The organism is Paraburkholderia caffeinitolerans, assembly GCF_902859945.1.
Taxonomy (GTDB): Bacteria; Pseudomonadota; Gammaproteobacteria; order Burkholderiales; family Burkholderiaceae; genus Paraburkholderia; species Paraburkholderia caffeinitolerans.
In genome coordinates this window covers 70,359-96,460 of record NZ_CADIKL010000031.1, presented here as the reverse complement: position 1 = coordinate 96,460, position 26,102 = coordinate 70,359, and the positions used below count along the sequence as shown (strand labels likewise).

General features: G+C 64.5%; 23 protein-coding genes. 10 read left to right on the top strand and 13 right to left on the bottom strand.

Annotated elements, in window-relative coordinates; all coding sequences use genetic code 11:
- The coding region (locus HV773_RS25680; RefSeq protein WP_175197100.1) for a ProQ/FINO family protein at positions 1-731 on the top strand (731 nt) is incomplete at its 5' end.
- Between the two features lie 95 nt (positions 732-826).
- Here the strand turns inward: HV773_RS25680 and HV773_RS25675 are convergent.
- The 5 genes from HV773_RS25675 to HV773_RS25655 all read right to left on the bottom strand — a co-directional run bounded on the left by HV773_RS25675 (position 827) and on the right by HV773_RS25655 (position 5,843).
- Entirely contained in the window at positions 827-1,594 is a 768-nt protein-coding gene (locus HV773_RS25675) for a transglycosylase SLT domain-containing protein (RefSeq protein WP_175197099.1), read from the bottom strand.
- Between the two features lie 145 nt (positions 1,595-1,739).
- Positions 1,740-2,636 (bottom strand): fructose bisphosphate aldolase, encoded by an 897-nt coding sequence (locus HV773_RS25670; protein WP_175197098.1) that lies wholly within the window; start codon positions 2,634-2,636, stop codon positions 1,740-1,742.
- A 235-nt stretch (positions 2,637-2,871) separates the two neighbouring features.
- Positions 2,872-4,002, bottom strand: a complete 1,131-nt coding sequence (locus HV773_RS25665; RefSeq protein ID WP_175197097.1) for a porin — start codon at positions 4,000-4,002, stop codon at positions 2,872-2,874.
- Positions 4,003-4,188: 186 nt separating this feature from the next.
- A complete protein-coding gene (locus HV773_RS25660; protein ID WP_175197096.1) occupies positions 4,189-5,523 on the bottom strand; it encodes a type II toxin-antitoxin system HipA family toxin in 1,335 nt (444 codons plus the stop codon).
- The gene (locus tag HV773_RS25655; RefSeq protein ID WP_175197112.1) at positions 5,520-5,843 is read right to left on the bottom strand and encodes a helix-turn-helix domain-containing protein; all 324 of its coding nucleotides are present in this window, start codon (positions 5,841-5,843) and stop codon (positions 5,520-5,522) included. The genes HV773_RS25660 and HV773_RS25655 overlap by 4 nt, the downstream gene beginning before the upstream one ends.
- A gap of 389 nt (positions 5,844-6,232) precedes the next feature.
- On the opposite strand from HV773_RS25655, the gene HV773_RS25650 reads away from it, so the two are divergent.
- From HV773_RS25650 to HV773_RS25620, 7 genes are all read left to right on the top strand, one after another.
- Positions 6,233-7,393, top strand: coding sequence for a PAS domain-containing sensor histidine kinase (locus HV773_RS25650; RefSeq protein ID WP_175197095.1), 1,161 nt, complete (start codon positions 6,233-6,235; stop codon positions 7,391-7,393).
- Positions 7,378-8,028 (top strand): response regulator, encoded by a 651-nt coding sequence (locus tag HV773_RS25645; RefSeq protein WP_175197111.1) that lies wholly within the window; start codon positions 7,378-7,380, stop codon positions 8,026-8,028. The genes HV773_RS25650 and HV773_RS25645 overlap by 16 nt, the downstream gene beginning before the upstream one ends.
- Positions 8,029-8,314: 286 nt before the next feature.
- Positions 8,315-9,583 (top strand): amidohydrolase family protein, encoded by a 1,269-nt coding sequence (locus HV773_RS25640; RefSeq protein ID WP_175197094.1) that lies wholly within the window; start codon positions 8,315-8,317, stop codon positions 9,581-9,583.
- A 46-nt stretch (positions 9,584-9,629) separates the two neighbouring features.
- Positions 9,630-10,169, top strand: a complete 540-nt coding sequence (locus HV773_RS25635; RefSeq protein WP_175197093.1) for a DUF1097 domain-containing protein — start codon at positions 9,630-9,632, stop codon at positions 10,167-10,169.
- 219 nt (positions 10,170-10,388) lie between these two features.
- A complete protein-coding gene (ggt, locus tag HV773_RS25630) occupies positions 10,389-11,939 on the top strand; it encodes a gamma-glutamyltransferase (protein ID WP_175197110.1) in 1,551 nt (516 codons plus the stop codon).
- A 199-nt stretch (positions 11,940-12,138) separates the two neighbouring features.
- Positions 12,139-13,362, top strand: coding sequence for an amidohydrolase family protein (locus HV773_RS25625; protein ID WP_175197092.1), 1,224 nt, complete (start codon positions 12,139-12,141; stop codon positions 13,360-13,362).
- 87 nt (positions 13,363-13,449) lie between these two features.
- The gene (locus HV773_RS25620) at positions 13,450-14,298 is read left to right on the top strand and encodes a bifunctional allantoicase/(S)-ureidoglycine aminohydrolase (protein WP_175197091.1); all 849 of its coding nucleotides are present in this window, start codon (positions 13,450-13,452) and stop codon (positions 14,296-14,298) included.
- Positions 14,299-14,350: 52 nt separating this feature from the next.
- Here the strand turns inward: HV773_RS25620 and HV773_RS25615 are convergent, their stop codons facing one another.
- Positions 14,351-15,811 (bottom strand): amidohydrolase family protein, encoded by a 1,461-nt coding sequence (locus HV773_RS25615; RefSeq protein WP_175197090.1) that lies wholly within the window; start codon positions 15,809-15,811, stop codon positions 14,351-14,353.
- Between the two features lie 48 nt (positions 15,812-15,859).
- Positions 15,860-17,068 carry an amidohydrolase family protein gene (locus HV773_RS25610; RefSeq protein ID WP_175197089.1) on the bottom strand — a complete coding sequence of 403 codons (1,209 nt, stop codon included), beginning with the start codon at positions 17,066-17,068 and terminating at the stop codon, positions 15,860-15,862.
- 187 nt (positions 17,069-17,255) lie between these two features.
- Here HV773_RS25610 and HV773_RS25605 point away from each other — a divergent pair, with 187 nt between their 5' ends.
- Both HV773_RS25605 and otnI read left to right on the top strand, forming a co-directional pair.
- Positions 17,256-18,137 carry a LysR substrate-binding domain-containing protein gene (locus HV773_RS25605; RefSeq protein ID WP_175197088.1) on the top strand — a complete coding sequence of 294 codons (882 nt, stop codon included), beginning with the start codon at positions 17,256-17,258 and terminating at the stop codon, positions 18,135-18,137.
- Positions 18,138-18,194: 57 nt separating this feature from the next.
- The gene (gene otnI, locus HV773_RS25600) at positions 18,195-18,983 is read left to right on the top strand and encodes a 2-oxo-tetronate isomerase (protein WP_175197087.1); all 789 of its coding nucleotides are present in this window, start codon (positions 18,195-18,197) and stop codon (positions 18,981-18,983) included.
- 6 nt (positions 18,984-18,989) lie between these two features.
- Here the strand turns inward: otnI and HV773_RS25595 are convergent, their stop codons facing one another.
- The 6 genes from HV773_RS25595 to HV773_RS25570 form a co-directional block, all read right to left on the bottom strand.
- Positions 18,990-19,418, bottom strand: coding sequence for a DUF3293 domain-containing protein (locus HV773_RS25595; protein WP_175197109.1), 429 nt, complete (start codon positions 19,416-19,418; stop codon positions 18,990-18,992).
- 292 nt (positions 19,419-19,710) lie between these two features.
- Positions 19,711-20,487, bottom strand: coding sequence for an IclR family transcriptional regulator (locus HV773_RS25590; protein WP_281365299.1), 777 nt, complete (start codon positions 20,485-20,487; stop codon positions 19,711-19,713).
- 33 nt (positions 20,488-20,520) lie between these two features.
- Positions 20,521-21,627: a porin gene (locus HV773_RS25585; protein ID WP_343052379.1), complete on the bottom strand. Its 1,107-nt coding sequence runs from the start codon at positions 21,625-21,627 to the stop codon at positions 20,521-20,523.
- Positions 21,628-21,706: 79 nt separating this feature from the next.
- Positions 21,707-23,320: a GMC family oxidoreductase gene (locus HV773_RS25580; RefSeq protein WP_175197084.1), complete on the bottom strand. Its 1,614-nt coding sequence runs from the start codon at positions 23,318-23,320 to the stop codon at positions 21,707-21,709.
- Entirely contained in the window at positions 23,320-24,579 is a 1,260-nt protein-coding gene (locus tag HV773_RS25575) for a mandelate racemase/muconate lactonizing enzyme family protein (protein WP_175197083.1), read from the bottom strand. The genes HV773_RS25580 and HV773_RS25575 overlap by 1 nt, the downstream gene beginning before the upstream one ends.
- A 33-nt stretch (positions 24,580-24,612) precedes the next feature.
- Entirely contained in the window at positions 24,613-25,917 is a 1,305-nt protein-coding gene (locus HV773_RS25570; RefSeq protein ID WP_246282393.1) for an MFS transporter, read from the bottom strand.
- Between the last annotated feature and the right edge of the window lie 185 nt (positions 25,918-26,102).

The following is a 26,102-nucleotide window of genomic DNA, read 5'->3' as shown; positions in this document are numbered from 1 at the left end:
GTCCGCAGCAGCAGCGCGGCCAGGCGCAGGGCAAGCCCGCTGGCGAGGGCGGCGAGGTGGCCGGCAGCTCGACCGAAAAGCGTCACGAAGTGCGGGGGCAGCAGTCCCGCCCGGCGCGCGGCCCGCGCGATGGTGAGCGCGGCGGTCAGCGCCAGCGTCCGGCGCGCCAGCAGCCGTCGATGGCCAATCTGAGCGAAGCCGACAAGGCGCGCATCGAGCGCAATCGCCAGCTCAACGCGGTCTGGAACGTATTCGCGAAGCACTATCCGGCGTTCCGCGAGCGCTTGCCGCTGAAGATCGGCGTAGTCGAGGACCTCGTCGCGCGCCATCCCGATTACGAGCGCACGCTGATCGTCGCCGTGCTCAAGCGCCACGTGAATCATCCGCGCTATCACGAGCGCGTGGCCGAAGGCGGCGCGCGCTATGAGCTCGATGGCAGCGCCTCGGAAGGCCCGGGCATCGACCCTTCGCATGTCGGCCGCGCCAAGGCCGCGCTCGCGCACCAGAAGGCCAAGGCCGAGGCGCGCGCCAAGGAGCAGGAAAACGCGCAGCAAGCAGGGCAGGCAGGGCAGGCGGCTGCAGCGCCTGCCGCGGCCGATGCGGTAGCGCCCGCGCAGGATCCCGCAGTGGCCGCGACTCAACCGGCGGTTGAACCGGCACAGGCGCAAGCCCCCGAGGCAGCCGGCGAAACGCCTGAAAGCAACGGCGAAGCACCCGCGACGCATAGCTGAACGACAACGCATCAAGCGCCCAGCCTCGGCGTTGCCGACGCTGGGCGCTTGATGCGTACTACCCCGGAATATCGAATCGCAGCGCGGCTGAACCTTCAGCGTTCGCGCGAGCGCGCGTTGCTGCGGGTCTCGAGCACGCCGCGCATGGACGACGCCTCGGTAACCGGGGCGCTCGGCGGCACGAGAGAAGGCGTCGGCGACGACGCGGAATTTTGCGCTGCCGCTACCGCTGCCGCCGCCATGCCGGCCGGCGCCGCCGTGGCGGAAGCCGGCGACGCGTCGCTTGCGGCGACGTTGCCGTTCATGTCAGCCGAGAAAGCGCCGCTAAAGGTTGCGGGCGCATCCGATGCGGCAGCACCCGCTTGCGGCGCGCTCGCGGCATCGAGCACACGGCTGAATTCGGCCGCGCGCATGCGGATCTTGTCCGCATAGGCCTTCGAGCCGCCGTAATTCTTCATCGCCGCGTCGAGATCGCCGCCGGCCGCGCGCTGGTAGCCATAGAGAATCGATGAACCCACATCGATATTGACCTCGGGGTCCGTGAGATCTTTCACGTTGCGCAGCAATTTGCGGTGCGCCGAGGGCACCACCTGCATGAGCCCGGTCGCGTTGTTCGAGCCGCGCGCCTTCTCGCGAAAGCGCGATTCGATCGAGATGATGGCGAGCAACACCGCGGGCGGCAGCGAGTATTTTTCGGCGGCCGTGGTGACGGCCAGTGAGATCTGGGCAGCCTTGTCCTTTGCCAGTCCAAACTTCTGGCTCAGGTAGGTGGGGAGCTTCTTGTCGTCTGCTGGAGGCTGCTGGGCCGCCGCGTATTGCACGAGGCCAGGCAGCATGACGAGCAGGCAGAGTAACCGCCTCATGGCCGGTCCTTTCGTGATTTCGTGAGCAAACGCTTGGGCAAACGCAGGTGAACGAATGAAAGGGGCACAGTATAGCCGCCCAGAAAGAAACACAGCCGGGGCGGGGCCCGGCTGTGTTTCTCAAAACGCTTCGCACTGATGGCGCTCAGACTTTCTCGACAGAAGCCTTGTAGATTTCGTCGATGCTCGCGGCAAGCGCGGCATCGAATTGCGCATCGCTCATCTGTCGGGTGAGGTCGTTGATCAGCGCGCGCGAGAAGCTCGCGATCATGCCGTGATTGGCCGCCAGCCGCTGGCACGCGTCGCTGCGCGTGTAGCCGCCCGAGAGCGCGACCACGCGCACGACGCGCGGGTGATCGATGAGCGGTTTGTAGAAGTCGGGCGTGTCGGGGATCGTTAGCTTGATCATGACGTTGCGCGAGGCGGGCAGGGCGTCGAGTCCCTTGAGGAGTTCGTCGCGCAGCAGTGTTTCGGCTTGCGCCTTGTCCGGGGCCTTGATCGACACCTCGGGTTCGAGAATCGGCACGAGGCCGCGCGCGCCGATTTGCTCGCCCACCTCGAACTGCTGCTTCGCAATGGCGGCGATGCCCGTGGGCGATGCGTGCTCGATCACCGAACGCATCTTGGTGCCGAAGATGCCGGCTTTCAATGCGCGCTCCAGCAGGGCGTCGAGGCCGGGCATCGGCTTCATGAGCCGCACGCCGTCGGCCTCGGCTTCGAGGCCTTTGTCGACCTTGAGGAAGGGCACCACGCCGCGCTCTTCCCAAAGGAATGCGGGCACCGGCTTGCCGTGCGCCTGGCCGTCCATGGTCTGCTCGAAGAGGATCGCGCCGATCACCTTCGCGCCCGTGAAGGCCGGCGCGCTGACGATGCGCACGCGCATCTCGTGCATGAGCCGGAACATCTCGGCGTCGCCGCTGTACTCGCTCTCCGGGATACCGTATTGCCGCAGCGCGCCAGGCGTCGAGCCACCGCTCTGGTCGAGCGCGGCAATGAATCCGGGCTTCGCGCGCATCTGCTGCAGCATCGTGTCGTTGGCCATGTTCAAACCTCCCGAAACAGGCGCCGGCGCAGTGCACGCGCGGCGCGGTTATTGGGGCCCGGTGGTGGGACCGGCGGGGCGGGCCAATTCAGGGGACTGAATTCAGGGACCTGATTCAGCCCGCACCCGATCCGGTGAGTGTACTGGCGCAACGCGGCAGCGTCTCGGCCGATGTGTGCGGCAACCGCCGGCAATGCGGCGAGGAGCACGCCGTGAAGCACGCAGGAAAGCGCGCTTAGAAGCGGTGGGTCATCCCCACCGCCCCCATGGCCTGCTTCGTGTCGCCCTGGGCCACGCTGACGCCTGGCCAGCTCACCGTGGCGGTGCCGTTGTTCTTGAAGTAGCCGGCGCGCACATAGAGGCTCGTGCGTTTCGAGATCCAGTGATCCGCGCCGATTTCGAAGCCGGGCGTGTTGTCGTGCGCGCCGCGCACATTGCGATAGAGCGCGGCAAGCTGGATTTCGTCGACGGAGGTGGCCTGGATCGTCGCGCCGAGCTCGGCGATGCTCTGCGAATGCGCGGTGCCGAGCAGCGCGGCCAGCGTGTGCGGCGCAGGGTCCTTCGGGCGATTGTACGAATAGTTGAACTGCAGATTGACGGGGCCGATGCGGTAAGCGAGCGCGCCGATGAAGTGCTCGGTGCCCAACAGATCGAGCGGGCCCGGAAGCGTGGCGTAGTGCGCCGTGCCGGGGTGCTGATATTCGTAGGCAAGGCCGGCATAGAGCCCCGCGCCGGTGTAATTCACACCCACGTTGAGCGCATTGCCCGTCGTTTGCGATACCGGCTGGGTCACCGTCGCCGCGAAGGCGTACATGGCGTACAGCTGTACGCCGCCCAGCTGCGGCGACTGATAGAGCATGCTATTGCTCAGGCGCGCCGCGTCGTATTGAGTGGAGAGCGTGTTGTGGTCGACGGCGAGCACATAGGCCGCGAATGGCGAGAGTCCTTCGTTGACCTTGAACGGATCAGTCGGATACACCACGCGGAAGCTCGGATCGTACTGCCGCCCGAACGAGAGCGAGCCGTACTTGTCGTCTTTCAAGCCCACCCAGGCCTGACGGAAGAAGAGCGTGCTGGTGTCGGCGTACAGCCCGCCAGTATTGAGGTTGAAGCCTGACTCGACATCGAACTGCGCGCGCAGTCCGCCGCCCAGGTCTTCATCGCCCTTGAGGCCGAACAGCGAACTGGTGGAGCCGCCGCTCTTCAGGGCGGTGGTGTGGTTGCCGCCGTTATCCAGGTACTGCATGTAGGCATCGGCTACGCCGTACAGGGTGACGGACGATTCGCCCGCTGCCGCTCCACCCGCGGCGAAGGTCAGCGCCGCTGCCAGCGCCACACTGTGCAACCTGTGTCCGCGAACGCGCATGGATGTCTCCTCTATGTATTGTTTGTGTCAGGGTCATGCCAAATAGCATGACCGTGCTAATTAAAGAGGCGGCAAAAAGCGCTGTCTACTGCATTGTTTGCACGAAGATCATGCGGATATTGCATGTGTCGCGGGTTGGCGCGGGCGGCTTGCTAGCGGAAATAATCAACGGGCATTGGCACCGTTTCAGGCGACCTTCAAAACCCTTGCCAGCCTGCGCATGCCCGCGAAGATCGACTCGGCCACGTCGAGAGGAAAATCGCCGGGAAGCTGTGCGGCGACTTCGCCGATCACGCGTTCGGTTGCATCGGCTACCGTCTCCATCATCTCCTCGACCTGTGCGGCGGCGAATCCCACGCGCTGCCCCTGGGCGATCCAGTGGCGCGGCAGGATTTGCGCGATGCGGTAGTGCGCGTTGCGCCCGCGCACGGCCATGGCGAGGCTCGCACGCTGCGCCGGAAGCTGATTGCGCCCGCGCCCGATGATCGGGTGCGCCGAGAGCACGTCGTAGAGCGGCGTGGCGGCGTAGCGGCTGCCCGGCAGATGCGCGATGCTGAAGTTCTTGGCGTGGCCGTCGGTGGCCGCGAGCAGCCAGAACACCAGTTGCGCGAGGAAAAAATGGCGGCGGTCGTCCTCGCGGCGCACGGAGCCGCCGAGCACCGTCATGACGGCTTCGATGCCGGGCCCGCCGTCGGCCTCGTATTTGTGCAGGCCTGGCGTGCCCGTGGCCTGGCACAGATCCTCCTGTGGCAGACGCACGATCCAGCGGCCATTGCGCGCCATGCGCCGGTCGAAGCGCTCGACCACGAGCGCCTTCTCGTCTTCGAACCGGGCGATTTCACAGGGCGCGATCGGCAGCCCGAAAGCCGCGACGATCTTCGCGCAAAGCCATTCGTTTTCGACCGACGTGCGCATGTCGGCGCGCATGTTGCCGACGAGACCGAGCGGCAGCTTCAGGATGTGCGTGGTGGGCGTGCTGCCCATGGGCAGCAGCCAGCGGTTGTCGTGCCGCAGCAGGGCGGTTTTTTCCTGCGCGCCGGCAATCGAGAGGCGCAGGTCGCCCACGCTCTCGTGCTCGCCGAACGGCGGCGCGGCGGTGGTGTCGCGCAATAGCCCGGCGATGTCGGCCGTCGACAGCGGCTTGCCCTCGATGTTTTCGAGACCCACCGGCTCCTCGCCAGCGGGCAGCAGTTGCAGCGCGCCCACGCAATCGCGCCCGAGCACGGCGAGCAGCTCGAACGGCGTGGTGCCGGCCGTGCGGTAGCGCGCCGCAATGCGGCGCCGGATGCGCTCGCTATCGGGCAGCAGGTTGTCGAAGTAGTCGGCCACGGCGGCGCCGCGCAACGGCTGGTTGCCTGGCGTGAAGGGCAGCGAAAGCGATAGCGGCCGGCCTTGCTCGTCGTCGCGCCAGGCTTCGAAATAGGCGAGGCGCTCCACGCCGCGCACGACCTCCCAGTACCCGACGGGCAGGCCGTTCATCCACAGGTCGAGCCGGTTTGCCTGGCGGGGGCGCGCCATCACCAGTCCTCCCGTTTGCGCGGCTTCGCGCTGCTCTTGGCGGGGGCCGCCGTGCTTTTTGTGCGGCCTTTTGGCGTGCTTTTTGCGGCGCGCTTTGCTGTGCCTGGCGCCGCTGTACGCTTTTTCGCGGCTGCGGGTGCCGCCAAAGCCGCGGAGGATAAGCGCATTTCGACCGCGAACAGCCGCAGAACGCGAAACAGCCGGTCGACGCTTGCGGACTCGGGGTGCGCTTCGAAAGCGGCATAGCTTTGCTGAGAGATGCCGAGGTGCTGCGCGACCTGTTCCTGAGTGAGGCCGGCTTGCTTGCGAAAGCCCAGCAGCATCGGACGCAACTGGCTGACGGTCTTGAGCGAATAGTCCACGCGAGGCTCCTGCAGCAGTGACGTGGCAAAGGGCAACTCACAGTCTATAGACTGTAAATGTGAAATACAACCTTAAAGCTGTAAATGAAAAATACAGTCTTTAGCCTGTATATGAAATTTACAGCCTGAAGGCTGTAGCGGGACAATGCGGGACGCCGCCGTCGCCGCCGCGGCGAGGCGCGAAGAATGAGTCAGACGGATAAATCATGAATTCCTGCAATCCAGGAATATGCGGGAAAACTAGAGGCGCATGATCTTGACTGGATTGATATATTGCATTCATTCGAGGGCCAATCGCTCGAGCCGCGCGCTCCTGCGGGCCTCCATCGTGTCCCTTGCGAGGAGCAGTCGTGGAGAACCATGGCGAATTACACCGGGCCATTCTGAACAACATCCCGGATCAGGCATGGCTGAAGGACACCGAGTCGCGTTACGTCCTCGTCAATGAAGCATTCATGGAAGCGTGCGGACGCACGGAGCAGGCCATCATCGGCCGTACACCCGACCAGGTCTGGTCGCCGGAACTGGGCGAGGTGTATCTGGACACCGACCGCGCGGTGCTCGAAAACGGCAAGCGCCACCGCTACGAGGAACAGCGCCCTGGCCCTAACGGCAAGCTGCTGTGGTTCGACACCGTCAAGATGCCGGTGCGGGGCGCGGACGGGAGCATCGTCGGCACGGTTGGCATCTCGCGCGACATCACCGACTTCAAGCGCACGGAAACGGAGCTGCGCGACTCGCGCTCGCAGTTGCGCGAGCTTTCCGCCTGGCTGCAGTCCGTGCGCGAAACTGAGCGCTCGCGCATTTCGCGCGAGCTGCACGACGAGCTCGGCCAGTTGCTGAGCGGGCTGCGACTCGGCCTGAACTATCTGGAAACCCAGGCGCGCGCGCTGACCTTCGGGCAGATCGATCATATAGGCATGCTTAAGAACCTGGTGGACACCACGATGGATGCCGTGCACCGCATCGCGTCCGATCTGCGTCCGCCGGTGCTGGACGAGCTGGGGCTTCCCGCGGCGCTCGAATGGCTGACCGAATCGTTCACGCAGCGCAACGGATTGCGGTGCGACCTGCGGCTGAACTTGCCCGAGACGCTGCTGGGCGAGCTCGATGCGGAGCGCAGCACCGCCATCTTTCGCATCGTCCAGGAGTCGCTCACCAATGCGAGCCGCCACGGGCGGGCCTCGCGCGTGGTGGTCGAGCTCGACGCGCACGACGATCACTGCCATCTGGCGATTGCCGACAATGGCTGCGGCATGGACACCTCGCTTGCCGCGAACGGACCGAGGCTCGGCCTGCTCGGCATGCGCGAACGCGCGCTGATGCTGGGCGGGCAACTGGACGTCACGAGCCGCCCCGGCCATGGCACGCGCGTGAGCGCCCGCATTCCGCTGCACCCCTCGGTAGCAAACCCGGCGTCCGACGCGGTTTCGGGCGCCGTGGCCAACCCGCTTGCCAACACCGTCTCCAACGCAGTTGCCAACGACGCGAGCCCATCATGCGCATCATGATCGCCGACGATCACGCGATCATTCGCGACGGTCTGAAACGGATCCTGTCCACGGTGCCGGACATGCAGGTGGCGGCGGAAGCCGTCGACGGCACCGACGTCGTCGAGCAACTGCGCAGCACAGCCGTCGACGTGTTGCTGCTCGACATGTCGATGCCGGGCAAGAGCGGCATCGCGTTGATCCAGCAGATCAAGGCCAGCCATCCGGCGCTGCCGGTACTGGTCCTGAGCATGTACCGCGAGTCGCAATACGCGGTTCAGGCGATCCGCGCGGGCGCGGCGGGGTATCTCACCAAGAACGCCGAGTCCGACCAGTTGATCGGCGCGATACGCAAGGTCGCCCGGGGCGGCACGGTCGTCTCGGCGCTCGTGGCGGAGAAGCTGGTCAAGCAGTTGCAGCAGCCCGCCAGCGCGTTCCCTCACACGTTTCTCACGCCGCGCGAGTTCCAGATCTTCCAGATGCTCGTCGAGGGCAGCAGCATCAACGAAATCGCGCACAGCCTCTCGCTGTCGAGCAAAACGGTCAGCACGCACAAGGCCAACATCCTCGACAAGATGGAGATCCCGTCGACCGCCGGGCTCGTCCACTACGCGATCCAGCACGGCCTCGTGGTGGCCGGCACGGATACCTGCTGAGCCAGCCCGGCCGGGTGCCTCGCGCTGTGAATCCGCACTGTTAATCCACGCTGTGAATCCGCGCTGTAAATCCGCGCTGTAAATCCGCTTTGTGCGGCGCGTCTCGGAAAATCCCTGGCCTAAAACCAGCCGATCCCGATGTCAGGCGCCAAGCCACACCCCTAATCTGTCTATAACGCGCGAGTCGCTGCAGGCCGCCACCAGCCGGGGCCGCAGCGCCTTCTGGCCGCGCAGGGCCGTGACCGCGCACGCTTGCGGCCGACCCATTACATAAGGAGACACGACCATGCATGTGGACCTGCTGATCAACAACGTATGCGTTCGCGACGACGAACCGCCCGTCGACATCGCCATTCGCGACGGCCGCATTGTGGCGCTCGAAGCGGGCATCGACGCATCGGCGGACGAGGTCATCGACGCGGGCGGACGCGCGGCCATTCCGGGGCTGATCGAGTCGCACCTGCACCTCGACAAGGCACTTTTGCACCGCCGGCTGCCGGCCCGCTTCGGCACGCTTGACGAGGCGATTCGCGTGACGGGCGTGCTCAAGAGCAAGCAGGAACGCAACGACGTGCTCGATCGTTCGCGTCAGGTGCTCGACATGGCGGTGAAGAACGGCACCGTCGCTGTGCGCGCGCACCCCGACGTCGATCTGATTCAAGGCTTGATCGGCGTGGAGACGCTGCTCGAACTGAAGAGCGAATACGAAGACCTGCTCGACCTGCAAATCGTGGCGTTTCCGCAGGAAGGCATTCTCAAGTCGCAGGGCACCCACGAGCTGATGGTCCAAGCGCTGCAGATGGGCGCGGACGTCGTAGGGGGTTGTCCATACAACGAACTCAACTGGGCCGACACGCAGCGCCATATCGACATGGTGTTCGAACTCGCGCAGCGCTTTGACGTGCCGGTCGACATGCACGCCGATTTCGCCGACGACACCGTCGATCCGCGCTTCGCCGCGATTTCGTATATCGCGCAAAAGACGATCGAGACCGGTTATCAAGGGCGCGTGGCGCTCGGGCACGTCACGAGCCTCGGCGCGCTCGACGACGAGGCGCTCAAGCCCGTGACCGACCTCTTGCGCCAGGCAGGCATCAGCATCGTGACCTTGCCGGCCACCGACCTCTATCTGGGCGGCCGCAAGGACACGCACAACCAGCGGCGCGGTCTTACGCCTGTCAAGGCCTTGCATAACGCGGGCGTCAACGTCGCCTATTCGTCGAACAACGTGCGCAACGCGTTCACGCCATTCGGCAAGGCCGACATGCTGCTGATCGGCAACATGCTTGCGCACGTGGCGCAGTTCGGCGTGCCGGAGCACCAGCAGGCGATTCTGGACATGGGCACGCACAACGCCGCGCGCGCGATCGGGATCGAGCACGGTTACGGCATCGCGGTGGGCAAGCAGGCCGACCTCGTCATTCTCGACACTTTCAGGGTAGCGGATGCGCTGCTCGACATCCCGCCGCGGCTGTGGGTCATCAAGCGCGGCCGCATTACGGTGGTCACCAGGCACCAATGCGAAATCCATCGGCACGCGTGTTGCTGCGCCTGACGTGAACAGAATCTGAACGTTTATTCAAAAACTCAAGGAGACGAGCATGAAGAAGCTACCCGCGGAAGTCGTCGCATCAGCCCTTGCAGTTACGACGATACCGATCGCCATGTTGCCGCTGCACCTGCCGCCATGGGCCATTTTTATCAGCTGGGCCGCAACCTTCGCGATGGGCGGGCCGAGCGCCAAGAACCTCAAGCGCATCTGGCCCACCTTGCCGGTCGGCTCGTTCTTCGCATTCCTGATCGTTCTCTGTTTCGAGCAGGCGGCGCGGCAATTCAGCGGCAACACGCTGCTGCTCGCGCAGATGGCGATTCTCTTCACGCTGAACGGTCTGATGATGTCGCTGGCCCGCCAGTTCGTCATGTTCAATTTCATCCCCGGCATGTTCTTCGGGTTCGCGACGTACTTCGGCACGCTGTTCGGCGGCTTCGGTCCCGTTGCTCACAACCCGTTCATGGCCCTGTTTGCGGCGATTGCGATGAACGCGCTCGGACCGGCCTACGCCTGGGTGAAGGAGCGCTATTCGGCGCCCGAAGTCACCACGCACCGCTGGTGGAAGGGCTGGAAGCCGGAAGCTCGATGAAACAACGAAGGGCCGCGGCAGCCCACTGACTGTCCGCGGCACACGCGATAAATGCATAGGGGAAGTACCATGACGCTCGTAGCGCAAGCCCAGATTGACACCGATACGGACATCGAAGAAGCGATGGTGCAGCAAGCGCTGCTCGACGAAGACGCGCCCGTTGTACGCACGCCCGGCACATCGGTCGAAACGCCCCGGCTTGCGCGCTCGTCGCGCGGCATGGTGACGAGTCCGCACGAACTGGCGAGCGAAGCCGGGCGCGAGGTGCTGCGCGCGGGCGGCAACGCAATCGAGGCGGCCATCGCGATCGGCGCGGTGCTGAACGTGACTTATCCGCACTTCACGGGGCTCGGCGGCGACGCCTTCATGGTGATCAGCGATCGCGCCGGCAATGTGCATACGCTCTCCGGCATCGGCCAGGCCGCCGCGAAAACGTCCGGCTACACCGGCGCGATTCCGGTGCGCGGGCCAGGCGCCGCGCTGACGACCGGCGCCTCGGTCGCGGTCTGGGACAAGGCTTACTCGCTCAGCAAAGGCACGTGGGGCGGCAAGCAGGGCTGGTCGTCGCTGTTTTCGCGCGCCATCGAATACGCGGCCAACGGCTTTCCCGTGACGCCCTCGCAGCAGTTCTGGCAAACGCTGCGCGCCGGCGAACTCGCGAGTTGGGAGGGCTTCGCGCGGGTCTTCATGCCGCACGGACGCATCCCGCAGGCAGGCGAGCGCTTCGTCCAGCCCGAGCTGGCGCGCAGTCTCGATCGCATCGCCACCCATGGCGGCCGCGAATTCTACGAGGGCGACCTGGCGGCCCGCGTTGCCGCCGGCCTGAAGCAGGCGGGCTCGCCGCTCACGCTCGACGACCTGGCCCGCACGACGGCCCGCGAGGAGGTGCCGCTGCGCGTGGGTTATCGCGGCGGCGAACTGCTGGGCCTGCGCCCGCCGACCCAGGGCGTGACCACGCTCGAAATCATGGGCATTCTCGATCGCTTCGATCTCGCCTCGATTCCCGAGAACAGCGCCGACTATTATCACGTCCTCGTCGAAGCCGTGAAGCTGGCGTTTCTCGACCGCGACCGCTACGTTGCGGATCCCGATTTCGTCGACGTGCCGGTCGACCAGATGCTGTCGTCGCAGACACTCGATGCGCATGCGCGCCGTATCCGCATGGACCGCGCGATGCCCTGGCCGCACACGTTCAAGCACGGCGACACGGCGTATATCGGCGTGGCGGACGAGCAGGGCAACAGCGTGAGCATGCTGCAAACCGTGTATTTCGACTGGGGCAGCGGCGTGGTGGCCGGCGACACGGGCATCCTGTGGCACAACCGGGGCGCCTCGTTCAGCCTCGACCCGAAGAGCCCCAACGTGCTGCGCGGCGGCAAGCGGCCATTCCATACGCTGAACCCCGGCATGTACCTGAAGGGGGGCCGCCCGCACCTGCTGTACGGCACCCAGGGCGCCGATGGTCAGCCGCAGACGCTCGCGGCCGTGCTCACGCGCCTGATCGATTACGGCATGGACCCGCTTTCGGCGCTTGGCCGGCCGCGCTTTCTGCTCGGCAAGACCTTCTCGGACAGCCGCGACAGCCTCAAGCTCGAAGAGGACGCAGGTGCGCGCGTGTTTGACGAACTGGCTGCGCGCGGCCACGAGATGAGCCCGATTCCCGCGCAAAGCCAACTGGCTGGGCACCCCGGGGCGATCCGCATCGACGCGGACGGGCACATGACGGGCGCCCACGATCCGCGCAGTGACGGGCGCGCGCTCGGGCTGTAACGGTTGTATCGGTTGTATCGCAGCACCCCGCAAGCTATCGAGAAAATGAATGGCGAGCATTTCAACATTTAATTTGTCGATAATGCGGGGTTCGGATATTGTCTCGGCATTCACTCTCCCATAGGGCCCCGCCGCGCAGCGAGCGCAACGCAGATCGCAACGCGTTGAATGGGTCCTGAATTGCCGAGACACAGTCACTATGTTCGATCGCGTATTCGTCAATGCCGTAGGCGCTGACGGCCAGCCCCTGAATCTCGCTGTACGCGATGGACGCTTTGCCAGCCTTGGCGCCACGCGCCCCGAAACCGGGGCCGCCGAAATCGTCGACCTCCAGGGGCACCTCGTGCTGCCGGGTTTCGTCGACGGCCATATCCACCTCGACAAAAGCTTCCTCGGCGACGGCTGGCGTGCGCATCGCGTCGCCGCGACGCTGCGCGAACGCCTCGCCGACGAAAAAGCCGCGCTCGCAAGCGCCGCGCCGATTGCCCAGCGCGCCGATACGCTGATCCGCCAGGTGGCCTCGTTCGGCACCATGGCCATGCGCAGCCACGTCGACGTGGACGCTACGACCGGCCTGACCCATCTTCACGCTGTGATGGAAGCGCGCGAAAAATGGCGCGGCATCATGGACATCGAACTCGTCGCGTTTCCGCAAGCGGGCGTGGTGTCGTGCCCGGGCACGGCTGACGTGCTCGACGCCGCCGCGCAAGATGGCGTCGACGTGGTGGGCGGCATCGACCCGACCACGCTCGACGGCGACGCTGACGGCCAGCTCGACATCGTTTTCGGCATCGCACAAAAGCGCGGCGTGAAAATCGATATTCACCTGCACGAAGCGGGCGAACAAGGCATCGAGCAGCTTCACCGCATCGCCGCGCGCACGCGCGCGGCTGGCCTCGAGGGCCGGGTGTCGGTCAGCCACGCCTACGCGCTGGGCGACGTGGACGCGGACGCCGTCGCGCGCATCGCCGACGCGCTGGCCGCCGCCGGCGTGTCGATCATGACGAACGCCCCCGGCGACCGCGCCTTCCCGCCGATCCTCCAGTTGCGCGCCGCCGGCGTGCGCGTGTTCAGCGGCAACGACAACATTCAGGACGCCTGGTGGCCGTACGGCAACGGCGACATGCTGCAGCGCGCCATGCTCCTTGGCTACCGTTCCGGGTTCTATACTGACGAAGAACTGCTGGTGGCGCTCGACATGGCGACCGAAGCCGGCGCGGCCGTGATCGGCAAGCGCGACTACGGCCTGAAGGTCGGCAACGAGGCGTCGTTCGTTATCGTCAAGGCGCCGAACGCAGCAGCAGCCGTGGCAGCCGCGCCTGCCGAACGCGTCATCGTCCGAAGCGGACAGTTCTGGGGCGATACCGCCAGGCCCCGCATGCAATTCGAAGCCACGCCGGCCGCATCCGGCCAGCGCGGCTAACTATCCCGAGCGCCTTAGCGCGCGCGATGTCCGCGCGCGGCCTCGTCTTTGAAGTAGTGACATCAAATCCTCACCGGAGCATAAAGAATGTCATCCAGTCCTTACTACGCACCGAAAGGCGGCCATCCGGCTCAAACCGAATTGCTGACCGATCGCGCAATGTTCACCGAAGCCTACGCGGTCATCCCGAAGGGCGTGATTCGTGACATCGTCACGAGCTACCTGCCGTTCTGGGACAACACCCGCCTGTGGGTGCTCGCGCGTCCGCTGACCGGCTTCGCCGAAACGTTCTCGCAGTACATCATGGAAGTGAGCCCCGGCGGCGGCAGCGACCGTCCCGAACTCGACGATCTCGCTGAAGGCGTGATCTTTGTGGTGGACGGCGAGCTCGAGCTCAAGCTCAACGGCGTCGAGCACAAGCTCGTGCCGGGCGGCTACGCATTCATTCCGCCGCGTACGAACTGGACGCTGCACAACCGCAGCGGCGCCGTTGCCAGCTTCCACTGGCTGCGCAAGCACTACGAAGCCGTCGAAGGCGTGCCGATGCCCGAAGCTTTCGTGACCAACGAGCGCGACATCGAGCCGATCCCGATGCCCGGCACGGAAGGCCGCTGGGTCACGACGCGTTTCGTCGACATGAGCGACATGCGCCACGACATGCACGTGAACATCGTCACGTTCGAGCCGGGCGGCACGATTCCGTTCGCTGAAACGCACGTGATGGAGCACGGCCTCTATGTGCTCGAAGGCAAGGCTGTCTACCGCCTGAACCAGGACTGGGTGGAAGTCGAAGCCGGCGACTTCATGTGGCTGCGTGCGTTCTGCCCGCAAGCTTGCTATGCAGGCGGCCCGTCGCGCTTCCGTTACCTCCTGTACAAGGATGTGAACCGCACGGTTAAGCTCACGCTCGGCCAGCAGCCGAAGCGCTCGGCTTAATAGCGGTCTTATGAGCGGCCCAAAAGCCGCTCATAAGCCGCTTAATAGCCGCTTAATAGTGGCTAGCCCGCCATAGCGTCGCCGGCATATCCAGCAGGCGACGCAGGCCGCTGCGCTCGAGCATGCGCTCCGCAGCGGCCTGAACCCCCTCCAGAATCTCCGCTTCGTCGACCGACAATACGCGGTAGTCTTCCATCAGGATTCGTCCGCCCACCATCGTCATGCACACGTCCGCGGCATTCGCGAAGCACGTGACGCGATAGACGGGCATGTTCATCGGCATCATATGCGGCTTGAACAGGTCGACCATGATGATGTCGGCCAGCTTGCCCGCTTCCAGCGACCCTAATTCATCGTCGAGCGACAGCGCCTTCGCGGCGTCGATCGTGATCATCTCCAGCACCTTGCCGTGCGGCAGCACGTCCGGATCGCGGAAGTGCCGGCGGTGATAGTGCATGCACTGCCACATGTGGCGGAACATGTCGTAGCCGCGGTCTGGCGCGGCCGCGTCCGAGCCGATCGCCACGTTGACGCCCGCATCGATCAGTTCCGGCACCGGGCAGCGGCCGATGATCGACATGATCGCGCTCGGGTTGTGCACGATCGAGGCGCCCGTTTCCACGCACGCGGCAATGTCCGCTTCGGTGAGGTCGATGGCGTGCGACATGAACGACTTCGCATTCATGAGCCCGAGTTCGCGATGCGCGAATTCCAGCGTGCCGGCGCGATGGCCGTCCTGCGTGAAGGAAAGCCCGCGCGACTGCGCGAGCGCCATGTAGCGGGCCGCCTCGCGGCGCGCCACGCCTTCCCATTGCGCCTGCGCCGGGTAGTGCTGCGGGGCGTACACGGGCAGCGTGAGCGCGATCTGGATGCGGCCGTTCGCGTCGCCGTGGCAGGTGTCGACGATCGCTTTGCATACTTCGTACATCTGATCGAAATCGACTTCGCGCTTCACGCTGCCCGTGGTTCCATCACGGCCGTATGTGGTGTAGGCGCGCGGCGAGGGTGGCCGCGAGGCGCCGACCGCGACCATCGAGCGCGTGCCTGTCTTGACCACGGCGTCGCAATGGCGGCGCGCATAGACCGGATCGTCCACGCGCATGATCGAATCGCCGCCGCCGAGCAGCGACACGCCCGTCGTCACGCCAGCCTTCAGGCGTTCGAGTGCGGCGAGATGCGACTCCATTTCCCAGAACGTTTCGTCCGAGGCCTGCGTATAGATTATTTCGCAGGCGTCGGTCCACGCATCGCCGTCCGCGCCACCGATGGTGCGCAGCATGGCGTGGCCCGCATGCGCGTGCGCGTCGATGAAACCGGGCAGCACGGCCTTGCGGCGCGCGTCTATCATACGGTCTGCAGAATATTTTTCGGCCAGCTCGGCGCTCGTGCCGACCGCGACGATGCGCTCGCCCTTGACCGCCACCGCGCCGTCTTCGATTACGCGGCGCTCAGCGTCGACCGTAATCACGCAACCGTGCATGATCAGCACGTCCACGTGTTCTCGATGGTCCATGTGGATCCTCTTTCGCAGGCTGTTTTTCCAGGTTATCCGCGGGGCGAATCAAGCCGCGCCGGCAAGCACGCCGCCGCGCGCGACGACGCGCCCGTTCGACACCACCAGCTTGCGCACGGGCCGCGCAACCACCGCGTGCGCGAGCGTTTCGGCGTCCACCAGCACGAGGTCGGCGCGCGCGCCCGCATGCAGGCCGTAATCGGCGAAACCGCAGCCCTGCGCGCCCGCCGCGCTTACGCAATCGAACGCGAGCGCCAGATCGTCGTCGCGCCGCATGTCGTAGCGCATGCCGATCAGCATCGCGCGTTCGAGCATGTCGGGCATGCCGAACGGCGTCCACGTATCGCGGATGCCGTCGTTGCCGCCGAAGATCGTGATGCCCAGTTCGCGGCAGCGCTTGAGCGGCGGCACCGGGCGCGAGGGCGGGGCGCTCGTCAGCAGCGCCACGCGCAGGCGCGCGATGCGCTCGAGCAGCGCCGTGGGTTCGGGCAATGCGCCCAGGCAGAACGCGTGGCTCACCACGACGCGGCCCTGCATGCCCATGGCCTCCACGCGGTCGAGCAGCAGCTTGAACGTGAACGCGCCCACCTCGCCCGGTTCGTGCAGATGAATGTCGATAGGCTTGCCGTAACGCTCAGCGAGCGCGAAGGTCGCGTTGAGCGAGCCCGCCGGATCGCCGTCGATCAAGGCGGGATCGAGCGCGCCGAGCACGTCCGCGCCGGCGGCGAGTGCATCGCCGAGCAGCTTCTCGGTGCCAGGACGGATCAACAGGCCCGATTGCGGGAACGCGACGATCTGCATGTCGAGCACGTCGGCCAGCGTGTCGCGCGTGCCGAGCACGCCTTCGAGGTAGCGCAGCCCCGCGTCGGTGTCGATATCGACGTGGGTGCGCAGGCGCGTCGTGCCCGCCGCCAGGAACGCGTGCGACAGCGCGAGCGACTGCACGCCCGCATCGTGTCCCGAGGCTTTGCGGAACTCGCGTTCGTTCGCGATGCGGTCGGTGAGATTCGGGCCCACTTCGTTGACGTACCAGTCGCGGCCCCAGTGGGTCTTGTCGAGATGCGTGTGCCCTTCGACGAAGCCCGGCAGCAGCAGCGCGCCGCCGCCGTCTTCGACGAGGGCGCCGGGCGGCGGCGCGAGGTTCGGACCAATTGCCTCGATGCGGCCGCCGGCGACCGAAACGGATACGGGCTGGCCGCTCGGGTCATCGGCGAGGCGGACGTTGGAAATGACGAGAGGGCGAATAGCAGAAGTCATGCCGATTCCACAGTAGTGGCCATGGGGCCGCGCAGCGCGCGGCGTCGATCTCGCCAGTTTGCCAGCGAATACCCGGCGATTGCCAGCCTGATTATCAGCCTGATTATCAGCCCGATTCCCAGCCCGATTGCCAGCCTTCACGCTACGTGATAGAAGGCGGTATCCCATTCAAAAACCAAATAGTCCGATGAAAAGCAACGCAGGAGCGCAGCGGCCGCTGTTCGATCTGGACCTGCTCAAGGCGATCGTCATGGTGGCCGATTGCGGCACGTTCACGGCGGCCTCGGCGCGGCTGCATTCGACGCAGTCGACGGTGAGCCAGAAAGTGAAGCGTCTGGAGGACATGGCGGGGCACAAGCTGCTCGAGCGCGGCGCGCGCGACGTGCGCCCGACCGATGCCGGCGAGACGCTGCTGGCCTACGCGCGGCGCATGCTGGCGCTCAACGATGAAATGCTCGAATCGTTGGCGGGGGCGACCGTGGGCTTGACGGTGCGCCTGGGCGTGCCCGAGGATTTCGTCGGCGGGCCCACGACCCATATGCTCGCGGCATTCACCCGCGAGCACCCGCAGGTGAAGCTCGAAGTCACCAGCGGCTTGAGCCGCGACGTCGAGCGCAACTACGACCGCGGCGACCTCGATCTCGCGCTCGTGAAGCACCGCCGCAACAGTCGCGAGGCCGTGGCCAGCTGGCCCGAGCAACTGCGCTGGATCGACAGCGCGAAGAACCCGTCGTTTCAGCTCGATCCGATTCCGCTGGTGGCGTTCCCGCCGCGCGGGCTGTATCGCGACGACATGACGAACGCGATCGAAGGGCTCGGGCGGCGCTGGCGCATGAGTTTCATCAGTTCGAGCCTGAGCGGCATCCAGGCGGCCGTGGCCGACGGGCTCGGCATCAGCCTGCTGCCGCTGCGCTCGGTCACCGCCGATCACGTCGTGCTCACGCAAAAGAGCGGGCTGCCCGCGATCGAAACCATGGACCTCGCGCTGCTGCACCGGCCCACCGCCGACACGGTCGTGAAGGAACTGGCGCGGGCGATGTCGCGCATGATCGGCAAGCCGCGGCGCTGAATGCCCGCTTGACCTCATCCTTATTCCATTGCTTGTTTTTCCGTTGGAGCTGATGCCATGCCGCGTTTCGCAGCGAATCTCACCATGATGTACAACGAGCACGCGTTTCTCGAGCGTTTCGCCGCTTGCGCCCGCGACGGCTTTCGCGCCGTCGAGTATCTCTTTCCCTACGAACATCCGGCCGCCGAAATCCGCTCGCGCCTCGATGGCAACGGCCTCGTGCAGGCGCTTTTCAACGCGCCGCCCGGCGACTGGGCGGCGGGAGAGCGGGGCCTCGCCTCGCTGCCGGGCCGGGAGGACGAGTTCCGCCGCTCGGTCGAAACCGCGCTCGGCTATGCGCGCACCATCGGCAACGACAAGCTGCATGTGATGGCCGGCCTCATTGGCGCGGACGGCGAGCGCGCGCGCCACCACGAAACCTATCTGCGCAATCTTGCCTGGGCCGCGGAAGCCGCGCGCGGCGACGGGATCCAGATCCTGATCGAGCCGATCAATCAGCGCGACATGCCAGGCTATTTCCTCAGCCGCCAGGACGAAGGGCAGGCCATCTGCCGCGAAGTGGGCGCACCGAACCTGCGCGTGCAATTCGACTGCTATCACTGCCAGATCGTCGAAGGCGACGTTGCGATGAAACTCAAGCGCGACATCGCCGGCATCGGCCATATCCAGATTGCCGGCGTGCCGGAACGGCACGAGCCGGATCTGGGCGAGCTCAATTATCCCTACCTGTTCGATGTGATCGACGCGCTCGGCTACAACGGCTGGATCGGCTGCGAATACCGGCCGAAGGCGGCCACCTCCGATGGGCTGGGCTGGCTGCGCCCGTATTTGCAAGCCGCGCAGTGAATTAAATTAGCGCAGGAGAATCAGTTGCGGCACGGCGTCGGCGCCGCACCAGACGATTGCGTTCTGTTCGTATTTTTTGGCTAGCGCTTTTGCCGTGTCGAGCGTCATGCCCAACACCAGGAAACTCGCTTCGCCGGGCCACTGGTTCGATGGATGCTGCCCGACGCCCTCGATGTATGCGAAGCCGAGTGCGTCGAGTTCGCGTGCGAGTGTCTCTTGCCGGGCCACATTGGTTGCGGGGTCGAGGCTCTTGCTCAGCGGATTGCAGGCGGTGATGAACGCGCTACAGGCAACTTGGCGGGCCTCATGCAGCGCGGCGAGTGCAGCGTTGAACTGGCCGGGGCGCAGCATTGCGGGCGCATCGCCCAACACCTCGTAATGCGTTTCGAGGTACGCCTGGATCGTATCGCGCGGGATGCTCGAGTCTGAAAACACAACCCCTCCGATGGGTGCCGACGTCAGCGCTGGCGACAGCATTGCTTCACTGAACATACGGATTCCTGCAGAACGGTGCGCCCTAGCAAACCAGGGGTCTGGTGAGCGTGGAGGCAAAGCGGGCAAACTTTGCTGCCGAAGTCTAATAGCGATTTATAGCATGCGGGCGACCGACTGCTGGACGGTTCATTGCTCGCGCCGTTGCGTCGGCCTTCATCTGGTCGAAATAGGGAGTGGAAATAGATTATGGCCGGGGGATTATCAGATTGTGATCATTCACATCCCGTAACCACTACCCGAGACGCGCCGACAACTGCCACGTCGCCTGAATAAGCGGCGTAGCAATCGCCCGGATATCGCGCTGTGTATCGAAGCACACCGCCATGGCGGCAAGCGGCTCGCCACGCCGGTTCAAAACGGGAGCCGCGAGCGTGAAGACGCCGGCAAGCGTTTCGGTTCGCGTCAGCGCATAGCCAACGCGTTTGACTTCGGCCAGTTCGTGCAGCCACGCTTCCAGCGGATTTCCGGCGTTGTCCGCCGTCGTCTCGCGCTCCGCGATATAGGTTTCCCAGTACTGCTTCTGGATCGCCGCGGGGTGCATGCTCATCATCGCCTTGCCGGCCGCCGTCCGATGCAGGACATTCGAAAGGCCGACATACACGCCGTGATTCTCGACGAACGGCCAGGGGACGTGCGCGACCACGAGCGTATGGGAACCCGCGAGCACGCTGAGATTGACCGCCTGGTGCAACTCGTTCTTCAGGACGTCTGCAATCGAATGGAACAGCGGCACGATCGGCTGCTGGAAATACGCAGCCGATGCCATCTGGAACAGCATTGCGCCCATGCAATAGGACTTCCGGCGCTGCAGGTCCTGCACGACCAGGCCCCGCCGCAACAGCGTATTGATGATCCGGTGGCAACTCGCCACCGGCATGTTTACGCGGTCGGCGATCTCGGTGAGCGAGAGCGGGTAGGTCGACTGGACGAGCGCTTGCATGATGTCCAGAGCGCCGTCTACGGCCGGCGCCTTGGACTTTTCGGGTGGAGAGGACTCGATCGGTTTCATCGGCGTCAATTGTAGCGGCTTTGTTTTGCCGGCCTAGAACGAGTGCCGCATGCCGATGCGCACGTCCGTCTGGGACGTGCTCGTCGACGGCGCGAAGCTGTAGCCGATCACCGCATCAACGCCTTGCGACGCCTTCAGCCAGTCAGCGGACACGTAAATGTCCGTGCGCTTCGACAACAAATAATGCAGACCGGCCGACACCTGGTTCCAGTGATGCCCTTCGAAGTTCGTGTACTGATAGCCGCCGATCGCGCTGAAAGCCGGTGTCACTTGCCAGTTGGCTCCGCCCTCGGCGACCTTCATGTGCGATTGGTTGCCGAAGGCCTTGATGGTCGTGTAGGTGAAGTTGCCCATCAGCGTGACCTTGTCGAAGGCGTAGCTCGCGCCGACGCCAAACGTGCCCTGGCGGTCCACCGGGAAGGCCGAATTCGCATACAGGTCGGTGATCGCGCCGGTCGCGGGATCCACGCTCACAGTCGGCTGGCCAAGGAACGTCGATGTCCCGATCATGGCGTACGGGTCGAACGCGGAAACGCCGTGCGGGTTGTTCAGTTGCGTGTATGCCGTGCCGATCGTGAACTGGCCGATTCCATAGTGCGCGCCCGCGCTCCACGCGCTGTTCTGGTGGAAGTCGCCCGCCACCCCGCCGAACGAGTACATGCCGCCGAACGAAAAGCCGGCGAATTCCTTCGAGGCAAACTTCACCGAGTTCGGCAACCGGTCGCCGTTGAGGCGGTCGAAGTCGCCCTGGTGAATCGCGTACCCGCTGGCCCAGCCCGAGATGTTGTAGTTCGACATGATTTCTCGCGTCATATCGTACTGGTTGCCGAGTGACAGCGTACCCCAGGCATTGCTGAGGCCAACGTAGGCCTGGCGCCCGAATTCCGCACCGCCTTGCGCCAGGGCGCCATTGCCCAGATGAAAGCCGTTTTCGAGCACGAACACCGCGGAGAGTCCGCCGCCAAGATCTTCGGTTCCCTTCAGGCCCCACCGGTTCCCCCACGACACGCCGTCGTCGAACTTCACGACGTGGGCGCCGCCCGTATTGCTCACGTAGGTAATGCCGCCATCGATGATCCCGTACAGCGACACGCTGCTCTGCGCATGGCTGGTCACGGATGCTCCCGCCAGCAACGCCATTAGCAATGCTAAATTATATTTTATCGAATGTTTTTTCATGTTTTTATAACCTGTAAAAATTGTCTCCCGCAGGTTTGAATCAGGCGGCGGCGCTCTCCAGAATCATGTGCGCCGCCTTTTCCGCGACCATCATCGTTGGGGCATTGATGTTTCCCGAGGTGATGTTCGGGAACACCGAGGCGTCCACCACACGCAGGTTCGTCATGCCATGCACCTGCAACTGGCTGTTCACGACGGAGCGTTCCGTGTCGCTGCCCATCGCGCACGAGCCGCACAGGTGGTAGATCGACCCGCTTTGCTCACGAAAGAATTGCAGCATGCTGGCGTCGTCGGATACCGCCGCGGCCGGGCGGACTTCCTCGGCCGTCACTCGCTTGAGCGATGCGGTGGCCGCTAGATTGCGCACGAGCTTGCTGCCCGCAATCGCCTCGGCCTGGTCATGCTCCGTCGACAAGTAGTTGGGATCGATGTGCGGCGGCGCTTGAATGTCGGCGCTGGTGAGCGTGATGCTGCCTCGGCTGGTCGGCCGGCACGGCGCGAAGAAAATCGTGTAGCCCGAATACGGCTCGACGCGCGGCATGCCACCCGATTCCGGCAGCACATACGAAAGCGGATTGAAATACAGCTGCACGTTGGGCGCTTTTTCCTCGACGCTGGTACGCAGGAAGCCACCCGCCTTGACCGTTGTTGCGAAGATCCCCTTGCGTTTGAACAGGTACTGGAACATGGCCCGCGCCTGCTGGGGCAGGTGGCGTACCTCGTCGTTTACGGTCGGGCGGTTGGCCCGATAGTAGTACGACGCACACAGATGATCCTGCAGATTCTGGCCGACAGCCGGGAGATGGTGAACCACGGGAATCTGGTGCCGCGCAAGAAGCGCGGCATCGCCCACGCCGGAACACTGCAACAGCTTCGGTGTCTCCACAGCACCGGCGCAGAGGATGACCTCGCGGCGCGCGGCAAAATTCTGCCGGCGTCCCTTGATCAGCACGTCGACTCCGGTCGCCTTGCGGTTGCGGTCGAACAGCACGCGTTCGACGAGCGCGTCCGTCTGCACGTCGAGATTCGAGCGCTTCATGGCCGGGTGCAAATAGGCCGTGCACGACGAATCCCGCTGCCCGTTGCGCGTATTGATATCGTAGACGCCGTAGCCTTCGAGCCGCGCGCCATTGAAATCGTCATTGGCGCGGTGGCCAAGCGCGTTGCAGGCCTCGAAGAAGGACTCGCAGATCGGATGCACGGGGTCGCGCGTAATGTGGATCTTGCCGCTGCCGCTGTGCCACTCGCTATCGCCCGCATGATGCGATTCCACGCGCTTGAACCACGGCAGCACATCGTCCCAGCCCCAGCCGGGATTGCCCTGCGCGGCCCAGTCGTCGAAATCCTCGCGCTGGCCGCGCACGTAGATCATCGCGTTGATCGCCCCCGAGCCGCCCAACACCTTGCCGCGCGGCGTATAGACTCGCTGCCCCGCGAGCTCGCGCTGGGGAGCGCTCTGGTAACGCCAGTTGTACTTCGGGTGATAGAACAGCTTGGCGAACCCGAGCGGCATGCGCAGCCACATGGATTTGTCCGCGCTGCCCGCCTCGAGCAGCAGCACGCGGAACCGGCCCGATTCGCTCAGACGGTCAGCGAGGATGCAGCCGGCAGAGCCGCCCCCCACGATGACGTAGTCAAAGGTTTTCGCGTCCATCACTGTGCCTGTTCCTTATCCTCTGCGTAGCGCGCCTTCCAGCTATCGGACGGCCCGGCCTTCACATCGAACGGCTGGGTCGAGACGGTCAGGTGCAGGCGCCGGCTCGTGTACGGCATGTTGGCTTTCACGACGTCCATGTCCAGTTCGACGCCGAGCCCCGGTTCGGTCGACGGGATGATATAGCCGTCCTCCCAGGCAATCGGCTTCTTCAGGATCTCGGCATGAAAGCCTTCCCAGCGCATGATGCTTTCCTGGATCAGGAAATTGGGCGAGGCCACGCCGAGCTGGATGCTCGCGGCTGCGCCAATCGGACCGTTATAGAGGTGGGGCGCGATCTGCGCATAGTAGACCTCGGCCAGACTCGCGATCTTCTTCGCTTCGAGAATGCCGCCGACACGCCCCAGGTTCATCTGGAGAATCGACGCCGCGTTGTTGCGCAGCACATCGAAGAACTCGTACTTGGTGGTCAGGCGCTCGCCGGTGGCCACCGGTATGCTGGTCCTCTGCGCCACGCGCCCCATGGCCTCGGACTGGCCCGGCGGAACCGGCTCCTCGAACCAGAGCGGATCATAGGGCTCGATATAGCGCGCGAGCCGCACGGCGGCGGACGGCGTCATCTGGCCGTGCGTGCCGAAGATAAGATCGCACTTCGTGCCGACCGCCTCGCGCAAGCGCCGGCAGAACGTGGCCGACTGCTCGAGCAGCTCAAGGCTGAGCTGGTGACCGCAATAGGCCGTGTAAGGGCCGGCCGGATCGAACTTGATCGCGGTGAAGCCTTGCTTCACATATTTTTCGGCGCACCTGACCGACGGCTCGATGTCCTCGTAGTCGTGGCTATACGAACCGTCTTCGTTCTTCGGATACAGGTACGTATAGGAGCGCAGCCGCTCGTTGACCTTGCCGCCGATCAGTTCATAGACCGGTTTGTTCGCCGCCTTGCCGATGATGTCCCAGCACGCCATCTCGAGGCCGCTCACGATGCCCATCATGCTGACATCGGGGCGCTGCGTGAAGCCGCTCGAATAGGCTTCGCGAAAGAAACGCTCGATGTGATGCGGATCGTGGTTCTCGAGGTAACGCTGGTACACGTCGCCGATGGCCTTTTCCATCACGTCGGGATGGAAGCTCGCGGCATAGACTTCGCCCACGCCTTCGATGCCGCAAGCCGTCTTCAGCTTCACGAAGATCCAGTAGCGCCCGCCAATGTAAGGGGGCGGCACGGCAACGACGTAAGTTTCAAGCGAGGTGATTTTCATGGAACTGTCTTATGAGGGTTGAATCGCTGCGTGTTAGCGGCCCGGGAAATGATAGTGCTCGGTACGCTTGCTGAAGAGGTACACGAGGCCGCTGCCAATCAAACAGCAGGCGCCGATATAGACGAAATAGAGTTGCGTGCCAAGAACGCCCGGGAAGCGGTGCGAGATGGCGGAGCTGATCATCGGCAGGAATACGTCGGGCGAGAGACCGATCATCGAGATGATGCCGATGGCCAGTCCCGTCACGCGCGCCGGCACATGGCAGCGGTCGATGATGGCCCAGTACAAGCCGTGCACCGAATACGTCATCAGCCCGAGCAGAACGATGCAGACGGCCAGCAGCCACATCGGCACGGACGCCGGCACGAGCACGAACAGCATCCACGCAACGGCCGCAGCGAACATGCCGTAGCCCAGCACCTTGACGTTGGAGAAGCGGTCGCCGAGGAAGCCGCCGCCAATCGCCCCAATGGGACGCATCCACAGCTTGATCACCGTGAGTTCGCCCGCGAGCACCGCCGATGCCGAGAAGTGTTCCTGAATGTAGCTGGAGAACGAGAACGTCGCCCACAGCAGTTGATACCCCGTCAACACGATCAGGCTGATGAGCCAGATTTCGGGAATGCGGATCAGCGTGATGAAGTCGCTCAAGCCCGAACTGCCGGCTTCGCCGCCGCCGTCTGATGCACGCGAGCGGTTCCGGTCGTTCGGCAGGACAAAGGCGGAGAGCGCGGCGATCCCGAGGCACGTCCAGGCATACAGGTGAATCACGGGCCGCAGCGAAACCTGCGGAGCGGCGCTGGCGTAGTGCGCGAAGATCGCAATGGCGATCGAAGCGAGCACCGCTTCCGTGAGCCCGCGGCCGCCGTCGAGAATGCCGAAAAAGCGGCCCTGTTCGCGTTCGGTGCCGAGCAACTTGACGGCGCGCAGGATCGCCGACCAGAAGGTCAGACCGCCGGCCACGCCCCAGCCGAGGAAAATCCAGCGCAGCATGGACGGGGTGGGGTAGGTGGCGAACCACAGCCCCAGCAGTCCAACCACGCTCAACGAGAACACCACCAGCCAGCGCGAGCTGACGCGGTCGGCAAGCCAGCCGCTGGGGATGTAGGTCACCACATAAACAATGCCCAGCAGCGAATAGAGTTCGCCGAGCTGGTCGGCTGTGATGTGGAATGCCTGCAGCAGCGTGACTTCGAAATTCTGCCGCAGGTACAGCATCGGATAAAGCGCACCCGCCGCGAGGGTCAGCAGGCCAAGCTGGAAATAGCGGAATAATGCAGAGCCGGCAGCGGCGCTTTCCGCTGTCTCCTGCCGGGGTGATTCCATTGCTACAGTCATGATGTCTCCATTATTTGTTGGTTGATGCCCGGTGTTTTTCACCGGTATTGCATGACTATTTCGTTTTGATCTTCGGGTGCTCGCTATCCGATATTTAATTAGTGATTCGAAATATATTTTCGGCTTGTGTAACTCGGACATCCTGGGATGACGGGGCCACGGAAATCCACGCTACGCTACGCCCC

What these genes read in the sequence shown, in the direction of transcription:
- HV773_RS25570 (WP_246282393.1), bottom strand. Translation starts at nt 25,917, where the DNA reads ATGACTGTAGCAATGGAATCACCCCGGCAGGAGACAGCGGAAAGCGCC.
- HV773_RS25580 (WP_175197084.1), bottom strand. Translation starts at nt 23,320, where the DNA reads ATGGACGCGAAAACCTTTGACTACGTCATCGTGGGGGGCGGCTCTGCC.
- HV773_RS25675 (WP_175197099.1), bottom strand. Translation starts at nt 1,594, where the DNA reads ATGAGGCGGTTACTCTGCCTGCTCGTCATGCTGCCTGGCCTCGTGCAA.
- ggt (WP_175197110.1), top strand. Translation starts at nt 10,389, where the DNA reads ATGGTGACGAGTCCGCACGAACTGGCGAGCGAAGCCGGGCGCGAGGTG.
- HV773_RS25615 (WP_175197090.1), bottom strand. Translation starts at nt 15,811, where the DNA reads ATGGACCATCGAGAACACGTGGACGTGCTGATCATGCACGGTTGCGTG.
- HV773_RS25605 (WP_175197088.1), top strand. Translation starts at nt 17,256, where the DNA reads ATGAAAAGCAACGCAGGAGCGCAGCGGCCGCTGTTCGATCTGGACCTG.
- otnI (WP_175197087.1), top strand. Translation starts at nt 18,195, where the DNA reads ATGCCGCGTTTCGCAGCGAATCTCACCATGATGTACAACGAGCACGCG.
- HV773_RS25640 (WP_175197094.1), top strand. Translation starts at nt 8,315, where the DNA reads ATGCATGTGGACCTGCTGATCAACAACGTATGCGTTCGCGACGACGAA.
- HV773_RS25590 (WP_281365299.1), bottom strand. Translation starts at nt 20,487, where the DNA reads ATGAAACCGATCGAGTCCTCTCCACCCGAAAAGTCCAAGGCGCCGGCC.
- HV773_RS25665 (WP_175197097.1), bottom strand. Translation starts at nt 4,002, where the DNA reads ATGCGCGTTCGCGGACACAGGTTGCACAGTGTGGCGCTGGCAGCGGCG.
- HV773_RS25670 (WP_175197098.1), bottom strand. Translation starts at nt 2,636, where the DNA reads ATGGCCAACGACACGATGCTGCAGCAGATGCGCGCGAAGCCCGGATTC.
- HV773_RS25575 (WP_175197083.1), bottom strand. Translation starts at nt 24,579, where the DNA reads ATGAAAATCACCTCGCTTGAAACTTACGTCGTTGCCGTGCCGCCCCCT.
- HV773_RS25655 (WP_175197112.1), bottom strand. Translation starts at nt 5,843, where the DNA reads ATGCTGCTGGGCTTTCGCAAGCAAGCCGGCCTCACTCAGGAACAGGTC.
- HV773_RS25585 (WP_343052379.1), bottom strand. Translation starts at nt 21,627, where the DNA reads ATGGCGTTGCTGGCGGGAGCATCCGTGACCAGCCATGCGCAGAGCAGC.
- HV773_RS25635 (WP_175197093.1), top strand. Translation starts at nt 9,630, where the DNA reads ATGAAGAAGCTACCCGCGGAAGTCGTCGCATCAGCCCTTGCAGTTACG.
- HV773_RS25610 (WP_175197089.1), bottom strand. Translation starts at nt 17,068, where the DNA reads ATGACTTCTGCTATTCGCCCTCTCGTCATTTCCAACGTCCGCCTCGCC.
- HV773_RS25620 (WP_175197091.1), top strand. Translation starts at nt 13,450, where the DNA reads ATGTCATCCAGTCCTTACTACGCACCGAAAGGCGGCCATCCGGCTCAA.
- HV773_RS25625 (WP_175197092.1), top strand. Translation starts at nt 12,139, where the DNA reads ATGTTCGATCGCGTATTCGTCAATGCCGTAGGCGCTGACGGCCAGCCC.